This is a genomic window from Lysinibacillus sphaericus, from assembly GCF_000600105.1.
GTDB classification, from domain to species: domain Bacteria; phylum Bacillota; class Bacilli; order Bacillales_A; family Planococcaceae; genus Lysinibacillus; species Lysinibacillus sphaericus.
Window position 1 is genome coordinate 2208375 of sequence record NZ_CP006837.1, and the last position, 14574, is coordinate 2222948.

The following is a 14574-nucleotide window of genomic DNA, read 5'->3' on the forward strand; positions in this document are numbered from 1 at the left end:
TAAAGAAAAGATCCTAGTTACTAAAGCGATAGTTCCATTAGAAACACCTTGTTTCACTACTGCTACAGTTAGTTGAACAAGGTTTTGTTTGTACACCTAAAAAACAAATTAGTTAGCGGAGCATCTCTACCTTTATCTTTAGCTTTATATCTGTAGGCAACCCTTCTTCTTCTATTAGGAAAGATATGACATAAGCGCCTTTAGGGAAACCATCAAATATCTTCTCATAACTTTCATTACTTTTTAAAATACCATTTGCTACTTTTGTTTCTGTATCTACATTTTGAATTTTGTATATAAAACTTTCAGTACCAATATTTAATACAGTTATTTTAAATGGACTATCACCAGAATGATTAAAATAAGATTTACTTTCACCTATAGGAGATGTTATCTCTGCATCAATCGCAATAGGATAAAAACTTCTAATTGGTGCTACTTTCTCTATATCAGTGACATCTAAGATAACAGGTTCCTTTTTTTCAACTTCTTTTACTTCTTCTGTCTTTTTAGTTTTATCATCTATGTTAATTGTTTTGGTATTTTTAGTAGTCAACGATTCTGCAGTTGCTTCTTTGTTATCAGCTTCCCCATTAATACAACCTGATAAAGCCAATGAACTAAATAAAATGCTTATGTAAAAATATCTTTTCAACATTTCCACCCCATTTAATATTCAAAGAGTTTCCTTAATATTAACATAAATGAAAATTATTAGTTTTTTACGATTTAAGTTCAAAACCATCGTATGGGGATATTTCATTGATGTAATTTACTAATTTTCAAAATAATATTAGAGTTATGAGACGTATCGAGATTCAGAAACGCGTACCGTTGCCCATCTCGATTACTCTCCCAGCGCATAATAAAAGTCTTTATCCTTTGTCAAGATAAGGGTAATTACATGCCATGCGTAAAGAGCAATACTTTGTTCAATTCGCATTTTACTACCTTAGGATACGGATATACACTCTCATCTGCTAGTACTACTATTTTTTATTACCAAATTAGCCGTTTCACTCGGATGGTTAAGAGGAAAATGATGTCCATATGGAACAAAATCAACCTTACCAAGATGCGAAGGAGCAGAATAGCCTCTGTCATAATCCCCCCAAATAATGTGAAGGTTATACTTTGTTACTTCATTGAAATCACCTTGAACGTTTTTCAATAGTAAACTGTTAAGCTGAACCGTAGTATTTAAAATTCTAGGAGAAGTAAAACTGCTAGTAATTTTTTCAATGTAATGTTCAGGGATACTCTCCGTACTTTCAAATAAACCATTACTTAATAAATAACGCTCTATCAATTTAGTAGTTGCCAATTTCAATGTCCATTTGTTCATAAATTGAGGAACATTTATCGATTTAGCCTTTTTTATAGCAACAGGTGGCTGAAGTAAAGTAATTGTATACTTCTTATCTATGTGCTTTTGTACTAATGCTTCCAAAAGAATATACGCACCAAATGAATGGCCAATTAGATGGGCACCATTAGTAGCTTTCTCCAATAACTTTTTCAATACATTCAAATAGATATTTAAAAGATTTTTCTCTCGTTTAAAAGGAGAACGTCCCAAACCCGGAAGGTCCATAATCCATACAGGTCGACCCGTTTTTTCATGAAGCTCTTTCCCTAAAGGAAATAAATCCTCTCCATCACTTAATAAACCATGTAATAAAATAAACGGTTTACCCTCTCCTTGTGATTGGTAAATGGTAGTATTGTAACATAATGTTCGTTTAAATAAATGACTGTGCTGGCCATTTTGATACATCATGCGATAATCCAGATCAGCTATTACGGCTGGGGAAAATTTCATTACATTTGTCTCCTTAAACCAATCTTCTCCCATAATCTTTTTCACTGAACCATTTGAAAATGTTCGATTTGTAATAAAGTTTAGCCCATCAGCAGGAATTTGGGTTATTTTGCTTACGCCACTATTCATAAGTGCTTTCATAAATGGCAATGGGGCAGAGATTTTAGGTGCAGTCATATTCATACTTTCTGACATAACATCTAATAATTGTGAAATATTTTGATCGTGTTGTTTATCTTCAACAAGTGTATATGTTTGTATAGTTGGTTGCTCCAATCTGAAAACCTGCACAATAAACTTTGCTAGTTCGTCGTTTGCAATAAGTGGTAATCTATATTTCTTACCTCCAGGAATCACTGGCATGAGCCCTTTTCGCATACTCATCACAAGCAAGCCTAAGCCTCCTGTTTGCTCCGTACTCCCTGTTTTACTACTACCAACTACAGTTGGTGGATTAATTACTGAAAGCGGATAACCTATTGTTGATGCCTGCTGACGGATATAAAGATCTGCTAAAAACTTTGTTCTCTCATATGGATTTTTTATTTTCAAAAAATTGTTTCCTTCTTTAAACACATCTATCGCAATTTTGCTATTTTTATCATCAAAGGGACTCATATAGCCTACAACATGAATAAATTGTTGCAATCCCTTCAATTGGTGGATGTTTTTAGCGAATTCACTAATATGTTTGGCACCATTCAAAAATACGGAAGCAGCCTCTTTGCTTGTCGCTTGAATATCCATGGGGCCTCCTGCGTGAATAATCACATCCGTTTTCAATACCCACTCCCTATCTTCAGCACTTAGACCTAAGTCTATTTTCGTCAAATCACCTTCAATAAAGTGCATAACTGCCTCATTTAAGATGCCTCTTTCTTGATAAATGCGTGTTGCTTTGCTTTTCGATCTCACTAATAGAAGAATTGTAACCTGCTCTTTGGCTAATTCCTTCACTAATTCCTTTCCAATAAAACCTGTTCCGCCAGTTAAAAATACTGTTCTCATATAAATCCTCCTTTTAGTACTATTTAGTACTAATTTGGTGTAAAAAAAATGCTTCTTTTATCGAAGCAAGTTAAACAAATGATCTGCTGTTTTCATGATTACAGTTGCATCCTTTAGTGTTTCTGAAATAAATAGCGCTCCTTCAAGATTTGTAATAAAAAGAGATGCAACCTCGTCAATATTAATTGTCTTTTTAAATTCACCATTCTCTACCCCTTGTTTAAGTAATAGAGAAACTTTCGTTTGTAATCCTACGAAAAAAAGACCTATTTTTTCTTTTACTTTTGAGGCATTTGTAGGGCTTTGAATATAAAGCGTAATAAATGGACATCCCCCCTTATATTCTCTCGTCTGTACTCCTTGTGATAATTGCTTTAAAAAAAGTTGGATACGATCTTCAACTAATAATTGGTTTTGAGATAGTAAGTCATCAATTGCAGCTTGATACATTGCAATCCAATAATCGACGACCCCATCCAACAATTCTTCCTTATTAGAAAAGTGATAATACACATTAGACTTTGAAACTTTGCTTACACGAACTAATTCATCCATGCTTGTATAAGCAAACCCTTTTTCTAAAAATAATGTTGCAGCTACTTCAATCACACGTTTTTGATTCATTAATTTTCCTTTTGTCATAATTAGTACTATATAGTACTAAAACAGATGTTGCAAGTATTTTTGTTAGTTTAATAAAAAATTGATAAAAAAAGCTATACTTTAATTGTTTTTACTTTGCATAGTGGTTTTTTGTATAGAATTACAAAGAGATTGGGTGGATACACTAAGCGAACTTGGGCTTCACGATGAATGGACTCAATCGCCGGTAGCACTGTTTGCTGGACAACATCTAAAGCATCCTCCTCATCCCTCTTTTATCCATTATCCTACCTCCAATTTTATTTCTGTCTTCTACTTTTAACCTAACCACTTCCGATCGTTAAGTGACAACCTTTATAATATCTATTTTGCTTTAAAATCATGTATAAACGATAAAAATGAACAATTCGAAACCCCCCTTGAGCATCAAGGGGGGTTTTGATTTTGGAACTTCCTGAAAAATGGACCTTAAGAGAATTCATTGTTGTTTTAGCCTGTTATCCATTGCAACACCACCTCGTTAGGTTCAACTAGGTAATCTTTAATCAGTATCTTTATTGGTTTTATAATTCAAATTAATCGTGGTAGCCTTTAGCTGTTCAATAAACATACGTGTAGCAGCACCCATATATTTATCTTTCCTATAGACGATTCCTACTTCTCGGGAAAGATTAGAATTTACAATTGGAATGACTCTTATTTTATTATTGCTAAGGCACTCTAAATAAGGTTTAGGCAATATAGTCACTCCTACTCCTTTTTCAACCATGTCAATTAACGATTCCATCGTTGTTATTTCAAAAGCGGGCTGAGGGAGAAATCCCAAGTCATTGCAAGATTTATTGATAAGTTGTCTTATAAAGTAGTTTTCAGGAAATAAAACGGACGCTGTTGTCCGCAAAACATCCAAATGGACCATTTCCTGTTCTTCTAATGGATGCCCATTGGGTACCGCAAGAGCCAGTTCCTCCTTGTACAAAGAAATCGATTCTAATTCTCTATCTTTCATAGGTAAAAAAACAATCCCTATATCCAATTTATTTTCTAACAAGCTTATCCTAATGTCTTCCGTGCGTAGTCCAAACACAGAAATTTTAATAGCAGGGTATAAACGATGAAAATTAAGTAATGTCGGTGGAATTAGGTAATTTTCAACTGTTAACAATGTTCCGATAGAAATATTTCCTCTTTGGAGTCCGTTTAATTCCTTTATAGCAGTTTGTGCTTGTTCTATTTCATGGAAAATATTCTGAGTATACTTCAGAAGTAGTCTTCCTGATTCTGTAAGTGCCGTCTTTTTACCAATTCGATCAAATAAAGGTGCTCCAATCTCATGCTCCAATAGGCGAATTTGTTGGCTTAAAGATGGTTGGGAAATTCCAATCTTTTCTGCAGCTCTTGTAAAGTGAAGTTCCTGGCATACTGAACGAAAATATTCAAGTTGTCTTAATTCCATTCTAGGGTCCCCCTCATAAATCAATTTATGGCAATATGTATTGTATCATAGTTTTAACCTATTATTACTATATAAATAATTGAATTGAACTATGGTTTGAGGTGCCCTAAACTGTAATTACAAGCCCAGTTTATAACAGTATTTAATAAAGTGGGTTTCCCTTTCCAACGCTGTATTGCTTTAAATTCACTTAGTCCTGAAAGGAGGTGCCTTTAAGATTTGATAGGGCGATGGAAGCACAGGAAGGTTAAAAAATTCTCAAAAAACCTAGGAGGTTATTAAAATGAGCGATCAAAGAACGGATATTATTAGTTACAAAGATTTTTTACAAAAAAGTACCAAGTCGACTGTTCGTCCTTGTATTTGGAAAGGAACAGATATAAAGGCACAATTAGATGATTCATTGTCTAGCGATTTTATGGGTGATGGCAGAGGCGCAGTTTCGCTGATAAATAAAGATACTGGTGATAAATACGGTGTGACCCCTACTATAAACGCAGTGGTCCAAGTATTGGCGCCAGGTGAACATAATAACCCACACAAACACAGTAATTTGGCTATCTTTATTGTATTTGAAGGAGAAGGCTATAGTATCATTAATGGCGAGAAAATTGAGTGGGAAAAAGGCGATGTATTTGTATCTCCTGCTTGGCTTTCACACGAACATTGCAATACGTCTGATCATGATAATGCTGTTCTTTATACTATCCAGGATGTACCTACTGTCTCCGGTATGGGGACATGGTTTTTGGAAGAACCTGTTGGGTCAGGAGCAAAACATGTTGTTAAAGAAAATATCACTAATAAGAATGATATTTTACCAGAAAAGTAAAATAACAAGCTCCTGCCAGCAATGAATTTACTCATACCTCTGACAATAAGTTTGTACAGATTCGTGAACACACGTGGAGAGATAGTTCATCCTCTTATCCGTACAAAGTGGTGGTATTACGTTGGTTCTATATTAATATTATTGGGTAAATAATTGGAGGATATAATTGATGAAAAATCTAAATGTTGCTATTCCAACCCCCTTTCATGATGATGAAAGCTTATATTTAGAAGGTTTCAACCCCATTGTTGAACATTTAAAGAATAACGGAATTGAGTCACTACTTGTATCTGGTTCTACCGGTGAGCAAAATTCAATGAGCATTGATGAACGATTGCAAATCATTGATTACTTTAATAAGCAAAACTTTCAAAATATTGAACTAATGTTTGGTGTTTCAGGTGCGAGAACGAGAGATGCGATAAAACTAATTCAAGCACTTGAGAAATCTGTTTTTGATGCCATTCTTGTCCAGTTTCCACTTTATATTCAACCATCACAAAAACAAGCCATTGCTTATGTTAATGAATTGCTAACACATACTACTAAAAAAGTTGTGCTATATAATAATCCTGCCCGAACTGGATTTAACCTAAGTGTTGAATCCCTGAATGAACTTGTTTCTCAACAACACCCGAACCTTATCGGCCTTAAAGAAGAGTACAATGTGAAGCGTCATAAAAATACACAGTTACCCGATGATTTCATTATGTTTGCTGGAGGAGATGTTGACCTCATAGAAAAAATACTCGGTGGCTGCAATGGACTTTCCAGTATGGTAGGCAATGTTTACCCTAAAGAAATTAAGCAAATTTTAAATGACCTACTAATGAAAAAACCAGTTGATGTTCATAAAATAAATCAACTAATTGACGAAGTGACACATTATCAAGCCGTTATCAACATAAAAAAACATTACAATTCCCTTGGTATAAAGGTAGGTCCTTGTCGATCGCCCATTAATTAGTAACTAGTTTTCAGCTACTATACACAGTTGATTCAAACAAACGACTTTTTTGAAATAGCCGCATTTTTCAACATGAGAATGCGGCTTTATGCTGTACAAAACAGAAATGGATTGCGAATGCTTAGTAGTCAATACACCCCCTGAAGCTGGTCAGGGGGTTTCAATACGAAAATCTAATTATGCCTCGCTCTGTACTCGTTTGTTTAACGTAAAAAAAGCAGTCGCAGCAACTAGGTGTTTCGCTTTGTAACTCCAGGAGCAATTCATATATTCCCTCGCTAGTATTATATTATGTAAACTAAAATGATTTGCCGAGAATGAGGATTTAAATTCGTGCACTAGCACATACAATGTTCTCTTTACCCTTATAAACGGACGATAAATGAAAAAAGACTAGGGTCTACTGATGTAGAATCTAGTCTTTTTTCACTTCAACTAATATTTCCATCAACTTACGCCCTCATTACTTAAAGAAAGAATTGTTAATACTCTTTAGGTTTTTTCCCAGTTGGGCTTATTTTTCTTTTATCATACGTATCATTATGCTTTCACTTTAGATTCAACGAACTGATTCAAAAATGACAGGATTTTTTGATAAACAGCAATTTCATTTTCTTTTTTAGAAAAGCCATGTCCTTCGTCTTCAAGAAGCATATACTCGACCTCACGACCTTTATCTTTTAAAGCCTGCACGATTTGATCAGATTCCTCTTTTACAACACGCGGGTCATTGGCTCCTTGGATAACTAGCATTGGTTTCACCATGTTTTCTAAATAAGTAATTGGTGAGTATTCAATGAGTTTTTGCTTGTCTTTTTCCGGGTTTCCCACCCACTGATCCATAATGGGCTTCCAGTCTTCAGGAACTGAGTTGATAAATGAGAACAAATCAGATGGACCAAATATATCCACGACGGCTTTGAAATAATCAGCGTGTCTACCGTGGAGCAATAAGGCCATGTATCCTCCGTAACTTCCGCCCATCAATAGAATATTGCCTTTTTTCGCGTAATCATTTTCAATGAGCCAGTCGAGACCAGCTACATTATCAAGTCTTGGACCGTGTCCCCAATCTCCCTCTACCATTTTTGTGAAAGCTAATCCATAGCCTGTTGATCCACGGAAGTTTGGCGCAAAAATGCTATACCCATTATTTAAAAAGAATTGGAAGGAAGCTCTAAAAAATTTTCGCTCTGCGGCTTGCGGACCACCATGCGGCCAAAAAATGATTTCACCATTATCATTTTCTTTGTTAGCTTTGAAAAATAAGGACTCTATTTCAAGTCCATCAAAGGAAGAATACGTAATCACATCTGGCTCCACTAATTCACTTTGATCTACGCCTGGAACTGTGTATTCCGTTAAAGAAGTCCATCCATTTTCCTTAAAATAATAGATATTATGTGGCTTCGTCGCACTTCTTCCTAATAAATACAAATTATCGGATTTTGTGACGATAAGTTTTTCAATAATACTGCATGGTGAATCGAGTTCTTCCCAATTATTCAATAACAAATCATGCTTATACAAATGATCTTCTACACCTTTTTCACTGATGACATACAGACACTGCTTTTCTTTGTTATATTTCAACGTAGTAAAGCTTTCATTCTCTAAATCTTTCAATTTTACAAACTCATTTGTCTCTAAATTATAGGAAGCCAAATACGTAAAATCAGCATTGTAATTTGTTAATAAATAGATGAGGTTATCGGATACAAACACTGCGTCACCGACCGTATGTTGCTGATCTGTTGGCGGAGTCAGGAGAATATGCTCCTCTCCTCGTTTAGCGTATAGTAGTGTATTCGTATTAGCAAAATGTTTATAGTAGAGGGCTACCTCTTCATTCGGGCTAAAATCGAGTAAAAAAGTGGGCGCATCTTTTCCCACAAGAACTGTTTTTTCCTCACCTGTCACCAAGTCATAGACATATGCATTTAAATACGTTGGATTTTCTTTCGAAGATGTATAATAAAGCTTGTGCCCATCTTCAGATAAAATGGGCACAGAATTGCGAGTTCCTTCTTCATAAATAATTTTTTTCATTGTTCCACCTTGAAGTGGAATTCCATAAAATTGCGTATTTTCGTCCCCATTCCTGTCAAAACCAGCAATGATAAACCGTCCTTGTTTGTCATAGATAAGCCCTTGGCAGCTTTGGTCAATGAAAGTAAGCTGTGTCGGGAACGTATTTGGTAAATTCATCGCCCATAAATTATACTTGCCACTTAAATTTGTACTGAAAACTAGCTGTTTTTCATCTGGACTCACCGCGAAATCACCAATCGAAAATGTTCGTAAAAACTGTTCTACATCTGGTTTAGAAAAAGATATCAAATTCAACACTCCTTACTTATTCTAAATTGAGTGAAAAGTCTATCTATTTATAAAATATCATTATTACACTTCAATGTATAATAAATATGATAAGAAAATGTACTATATGCTATGATTTTACCTTCTGTTTATCATAAAAAAATAAAGAAACTTCCTGATTGATAAATTTCATAGGATTATCTTTAAAGATAACTGCTTCTCCTCAAAAAGCTTCGTATTCCCTGAGTAGTAAAGCTTATCTCCCTTCTCTTCCCTACAATATTTTAGAAATCTGTCCCTAGTTTTTCTCAATATTGCGATCTACTACATAACTTGTAATAGCTTTAACAATCGGAAGAGTGAGATATCTATCGGTTCCTTCTTGCGATTATAACTTATATACATAAACAAAAATAATGGAGGTAACTCCATTATTCGATAAGGAATATCTATCCTTTTTATTTAACTATTTGGAAAATGAGGAAAATATGTTAAACTAAACATCAAGTGAATAGCAATTGCAGAATAAAGGTGCTCTTTTAAGAGCTTAATAGGGAATTCGGTGCAAAGCCGAAGCTGTTTCCGCAACTGTAAGTGTAGATGACTACAGAAAATACCACTGTCAAACGGGGAAAAATGCCCCCAGTAGATGGGAAGGTTCTGAATAGGATACACGAGCCAGGAGACCTGCCTTTATTCCATCGTATTAACTCTCTTCGGAAGCTAGGAGAACTTACGGCAAATAGATGGACAGGCATATTATTTTATTATGCTCCTTTTCTGTTTACCTTGGATGCTTCCCTTTTTTAAGAGAAGCATCTTTTTTATTGGAGTTAATCGCAAAAACTTTCACTACAATAAAATTAGGAGGTTTTCAAAATGGTTACTTTTAAAAAATGGTGGCATATAGCGTTCGCTTTTCTTTTAGCTGTTTCGCTATTATCACCGACAGCAAGTGCAACAACAGTATTACAACCTACAAAACAAGAGGCACAAATTGCAACATTCGATGTCCAATTATCTGTTGACGGTTTGCATGGTCCCATCCTACCAGCAACAACGGAAATTGCCTCAACTGGCACTACGGCATTATCACTAATGGAAAATACATTAACAGCAAACGGTATTCCATATATAGTTACTATTCATCCTATCTATGGTCCTTATCTTGAATCCGTTGATGGGCGAGCTAGTGGCAGCTTAAATGGTTGGGATGGTTGGGTATACACTGTAAATGGTATTAGCCCAACTGTTGGTTTAGATGCTTATAAATTAGAGCCTGATGATAAAGTTCATATTTATTATACGACATGGGCTAAGCTGGGCACTGCTAGCACAGTGGATGTAGGACAAATAAATCCAAAGGTTACTGTGGATTTAACGGGTGACCTATTTCTAACAAATGCCTCTAATATTGCTAATTGGACAATTAACACAGGTACTACAGCGTTAACAGCTCAATCAATTACTGTCAACACAGATCAACAAGCAGTTATCACATTTTCTGGTCAAGCTGCAGAAGGTGGTATCTCGATTACAGCCTCTGCAAATGCACTACTTGGTGGTTCAACAAGTGAACCATTAACGATTGACGTAACACCCAATAACTAAGTAATTAAGTACTGAAAAAGTGAATCCATTTTAAAGAAATGCACTTTTTCAGTACTATTGTTTTTTTAGATATTACTAGCAACATCTCTAAAGGAAGTGAGTTTTCAAATGGATATTTTTAAAAAGCAAATACATTTAGTCATTATCTTTATTTTAATATTTTCGCTATTATCCCCTGCTGCCACTGGCAAAGCACAGCATCTTGAAGGAGAAACATACGAGCAAAACACTTCAGACATAAATAACACAGAATTAGACTATCCAAATGAACAATTAACTATGACGCCATTAATAGAGAATGCGCCGAATACAATTAGTGATATTCAATTAAATACCACAGGACCTTTATTTTTAACAATTGGAGAAACATCGCAACTTGCTGTAGCTAGCTCAACAACAGAAAATAGTACCCTAATTGAATGGTCATCGAGTGCTCCTACAATTACAACAGTTGACAATCAAGGATTAGTTACAGCGATTTCAATTGGGGATGCTCAGATTAACGCAAAAGTTGGTGAAGTATCTAAGGCAATTTATGTATATGTTATTACACCTGAAGAACAAAACTTTATAAATTTGGTGAATAGCCTCCCAGAAATTATAGTTGCTGATGAGGTAACAGCTATACAATTAACAGCAGCTCGCAAAACATATAGTGCATTAACACTAGATCAAAAGAAAAAAGCATTAATAAGTAATTACAATAACAAACTTGGTGAAAAAGAAGGCCAACTGGTAGAAGCCTTCATTAATTCTATTCCTTCATTTGATACATTCGATGAAACAATTGCTCAACAATTAATAAATGCTCGTACGAAATGGAACGCTTTACTACTAAATGAAAAAAAGAAACTAGTGCAAATAGAGGCTATCTTAATAGAAAAGGAACTGAAATACGTCGGACTTTTAATTTCTACTATTTCGTCATTAGAAATAAGCAATGAAGAGTTAGGTTCACTATTCAATACTACTCGTAAAATATACAAAGGAATACCAGCACAGCAAAAAGTAAATGTAACAAATTACCAATATCTTGTAGATAAAGAAATCGAATATGTTATATATTTAATTGACTCTCTTCCTGAAACAATTCAGATTGCTGATGAGGCAACAAAAAAACAATTAGAAGAAGCTCGGACAACATACAATGCCTTAGATAAAAATCAAAAAACTAAAATAAATAATTATCAAGAGCTTGTAGATAAAGAAAACATTTTCACAACAGCCCCTCGGATTCAAGAAGTGATATTTAAAATAAACGTGCTCCCCCCTATAGCCTCGGTTACATGGGCGGATCATTTGAAAGTTAATGCAGCACAACAAGCCTATGATAATTTGTCAGCTCAAGAAAAACAATCTGTATCAAATTATAATAAGCTAGAGACTTTACAAAAGCGATTAGTAGAATTGAGACCAACAACGATTAAAGCCTATAACTCTGTTGGTCAATATTTAGTATCAAGCTCACCGCAGCCTGTCTATCAATCAGAGTGGACTATTTTAACACTTGCACGTGGTGGTTATGTCAATTTATCAAATAGTTATTATAGTAAATATTATAAAAATATAGAGAATCATGTAAAATCAAACAGTGGCGTAATCGCCTCTCAAGCAACAGATTACTCTCGGGTAATAATAGCTCTTACAGCTATCGGGAAAGATCCTACAAATGTCGCTGGCTATAATTTAGTTGAAAAATTAACAGATTTTAATTTTGTAACACGTCAAGGCATCAACTCTGCCGTCTTCACTTTAATTGCACTCGATACATGGGACTTTGAATTACCTAAAACAGCTACAACAACACGTGAAAAATTAATTAAATATATTTTACAAAGACAATTAAACGATGGTGGCTTTGCCTATGCTGGTACTGAAGCTGACCCTGATATCACCGCAATGGTCATTCAATCACTCGCTCCATACTATCAAAGTAATGCAGAAGTAAAAACAGCCGTTAATCGTGCAATTGATACATTAGCAGCTATTCAATTACCTAATGGCGGATATAAGTCAGATAACTTTGAAAATGCTGAAAGTCCAGCACAGGTTGTGACTGCTCTAGCAAGCTTAGGGATAAATGCTAACAACGATAATCGTTTTAATAAAGTCATTTCTAATATCATGACATATAGCTCAGAAGATGGTGGCTTTAAACATGTATTAATCGAAAACAAAGCAAATGGCATGGCAACGGTTCAGGTTGGCTATACATTAGCAGCATACAACCGTTTATTAAATAATCAAACTGCTCTTTACGATATGTCAGATACAAAGTCAGATAATACTGGAAATAATCCAGGAGATATTGACAATGGAAGCGATGGAGAAGAACCTTCCAACCCTGATGATAAAGGAAATCAACCTTCTAACCCTGATGGACAACCTTCTGATAATGAAGAAATTGGTTATACGACATTCTCAATTCGAATTTCGTCTTCTGAAGTGCCATTAAAATCAACATCAACTAAATTATTTGCTGGTGAAACTGCTTTTGACGTTTTAAAACGAGTAACATCGGAAAACAGTGTTGCCTTAAGCTATCGTCAAACAGAATATGGAACATATATTGACGGAATTGCGGGTGTTTATGAATTTGACCGAGGTCCTTTAAGTGGTTGGATGTATCGTGTAAATGGTCAATACCCTTCTTATTCTGCGGCACTTTACACACTATCCCCTGGTGATTCAGTTGAATGGCTTTATACGACCGATTTAGGTAAAGATGTCGGTGGATATGTAGAAGATGGAAGCGAAAAAAGTGGCCCTCCAGCTGAAGAAAACAAAGAAAAATGCAAGGGTGAAAATACAGAAAATTGCAAAGAGACAGAAAAGAATTGTGCAGGCGCAGATACACAATGCGCTGAAGAAATGAATAAAGGGAATAAAGGAAATGAAGAAAACAAAGGAAACAGAGGAAATGTAGATAATCCAGTTGCTGAAATTACTATTGAAGATGGTAGTAACAAAGCAATTATTACATCCAAACATATTAAAGAATATCTTGAAAAGAATGTACAAAAGTTTGTTATTCAAAGCAAAAATAATTTCAAAATAGAAATTCCAACTTCTATATTTACTAGAATTAAGCTTACAGAAAGTGAGCAAATAATTGCCTCGGTAACGAAAGAAGCTAAAAATAAACAATTCACTGTCAAATTCGGTATTGAGGCTACTAATGGTAAAACAAAGTCAATTACTATAGATAAAGAATATTTAAAAGTTACGCTACTTGCCAACGAGTTAAAACCGAATATGGTCGTTTTACAGCTTGATGGTAGTGAATACAAGCCTGTTCCACATAGAATTGTGAACGGTGAAATTGTTCTCTTCACAAAATCTAGTGGTACATTCGTTGTAACAGAAAGTACAGTAACATTTAACGATATTGCCCATTTAGCTAATAAAGAAGAAATTGAATTTTTAGCGAGCCGTCTTGTAATCAAAGGAACTACACCAGAGACGTTTGAGCCATATAAACCAATTACTCGTGCGCAATTTTCAGTATTAATCAGCCGTGCACTTGGTTTACAGGCAAAAGGTGAAAATCCATTTAACGATACAGAAGGCAAATGGTATGCAACAGATATTCAAGCTCTGTTCGAGGCAGGTATTACAAAAGGCACAACTTCTTCAACATTTAATCCTGAAGCACCGATTACACGTCAACAAGCAGCGGCATTTATGGCACGCATTTTAGAATATTTAAATGCTGATGTGAAAGCCACAGGAGAGGTTAATTTCACAGACGCTAGCAATATTAGCGCTGAATACTTGCCTTATATCGAGCTATTAAATAGCCTGGATATTATGACAGGTAAGCCGGATGGTTCATTTGATCCACGTGCTTCTTTAACACGTGGACAAACAGCAAAAATTTTAAAACGTACGTTAAATATCGCAGGCATCATGTAATTTTCCCTACTAACCCAAGTGATCACAGCATTTGGGTTAGT

Annotated in this window: 9 protein-coding genes and 1 riboswitch; of the genes, 4 read left to right on the forward strand and 5 right to left on the reverse strand. The window is 35.0% G+C overall.

Features of this window, described 5'->3' with window-relative positions; translation table 11 throughout:
- Positions 1-112: 112 nt before the first annotated feature.
- From T479_RS10260 to T479_RS10275, 4 genes are all read right to left on the reverse strand, one after another.
- Positions 113-658, reverse strand: a complete 546-nt coding sequence (locus T479_RS10260) for a hypothetical protein (RefSeq protein ID WP_025219474.1) — start codon at positions 656-658, stop codon at positions 113-115.
- 315 nt (positions 659-973) lie between these two features.
- Positions 974-2830, reverse strand: coding sequence for an alpha/beta fold hydrolase (locus T479_RS10265; RefSeq protein ID WP_025219475.1), 1857 nt, complete (start codon positions 2828-2830; stop codon positions 974-976).
- Positions 2831-2887: 57 nt separating this feature from the next.
- Positions 2888-3454 (reverse strand): TetR/AcrR family transcriptional regulator, encoded by a 567-nt coding sequence (locus T479_RS10270; RefSeq protein ID WP_025219476.1) that lies wholly within the window; start codon positions 3452-3454, stop codon positions 2888-2890.
- Between the two features lie 520 nt (positions 3455-3974).
- Positions 3975-4889 (reverse strand): LysR family transcriptional regulator, encoded by a 915-nt coding sequence (locus tag T479_RS10275; RefSeq protein WP_025219477.1) that lies wholly within the window; start codon positions 4887-4889, stop codon positions 3975-3977.
- Between the two features lie 283 nt (positions 4890-5172).
- Between T479_RS10275 and T479_RS10280 the strand changes: the two genes are divergently transcribed.
- On the forward strand, positions 5173-5721 hold the full coding sequence (locus T479_RS10280; RefSeq protein WP_025219478.1) for a cupin domain-containing protein: 549 nt from the start codon (positions 5173-5175) through the stop codon (positions 5719-5721).
- Positions 5722-5890: 169 nt separating this feature from the next.
- The gene (locus T479_RS10285) at positions 5891-6688 is read left to right on the forward strand and encodes a dihydrodipicolinate synthase family protein (RefSeq protein WP_025219479.1); all 798 of its coding nucleotides are present in this window, start codon (positions 5891-5893) and stop codon (positions 6686-6688) included.
- A gap of 540 nt (positions 6689-7228) precedes the next feature.
- Here the strand turns inward: T479_RS10285 and T479_RS10290 are convergent.
- Positions 7229-9028: a S9 family peptidase gene (locus T479_RS10290; protein ID WP_025219480.1), complete on the reverse strand. Its 1800-nt coding sequence runs from the start codon at positions 9026-9028 to the stop codon at positions 7229-7231.
- Positions 9029-9519: 491 nt separating this feature from the next.
- Positions 9520-9716, forward strand: a riboswitch (cobalamin riboswitch).
- Positions 9717-9886: 170 nt separating this feature from the next.
- Between T479_RS10290 and T479_RS10295 the strand changes: the two genes are divergently transcribed.
- Together T479_RS10295 and T479_RS22810 are read left to right on the forward strand one after the other, a co-directional pair.
- Entirely contained in the window at positions 9887-10618 is a 732-nt protein-coding gene (locus T479_RS10295; RefSeq protein ID WP_025219481.1) for a DUF4430 domain-containing protein, read from the forward strand.
- A 108-nt stretch (positions 10619-10726) separates the two neighbouring features.
- Complete coding sequence (locus tag T479_RS22810) at positions 10727-14533, forward strand: S-layer homology domain-containing protein (RefSeq protein ID WP_025219482.1); 3807 nt, start codon at positions 10727-10729, stop codon at positions 14531-14533.
- Positions 14534-14574 lie beyond the last annotated feature (41 nt).

Coding starts and splice junctions, on each gene's coding strand:
- T479_RS10260 (WP_025219474.1), bottom strand. CDS start 658: ATGTTGAAAAGATATTTTTACATAAGCATTTTATTTAGTTCATTGGCT.
- T479_RS10265 (WP_025219475.1), bottom strand. CDS start 2,830: ATGAGAACAGTATTTTTAACTGGCGGAACAGGTTTTATTGGAAAGGAA.
- T479_RS10270 (WP_025219476.1), bottom strand. CDS start 3,454: ATGAATCAAAAACGTGTGATTGAAGTAGCTGCAACATTATTTTTAGAA.
- T479_RS10275 (WP_025219477.1), bottom strand. CDS start 4,889: ATGGAATTAAGACAACTTGAATATTTTCGTTCAGTATGCCAGGAACTT.
- T479_RS10280 (WP_025219478.1), top strand. CDS start 5,173: ATGAGCGATCAAAGAACGGATATTATTAGTTACAAAGATTTTTTACAA.
- T479_RS10285 (WP_025219479.1), top strand. CDS start 5,891: ATGAAAAATCTAAATGTTGCTATTCCAACCCCCTTTCATGATGATGAA.
- T479_RS10295 (WP_025219481.1), top strand. CDS start 9,887: ATGGTTACTTTTAAAAAATGGTGGCATATAGCGTTCGCTTTTCTTTTA.
- T479_RS22810 (WP_025219482.1), top strand. CDS start 10,727: ATGGATATTTTTAAAAAGCAAATACATTTAGTCATTATCTTTATTTTA.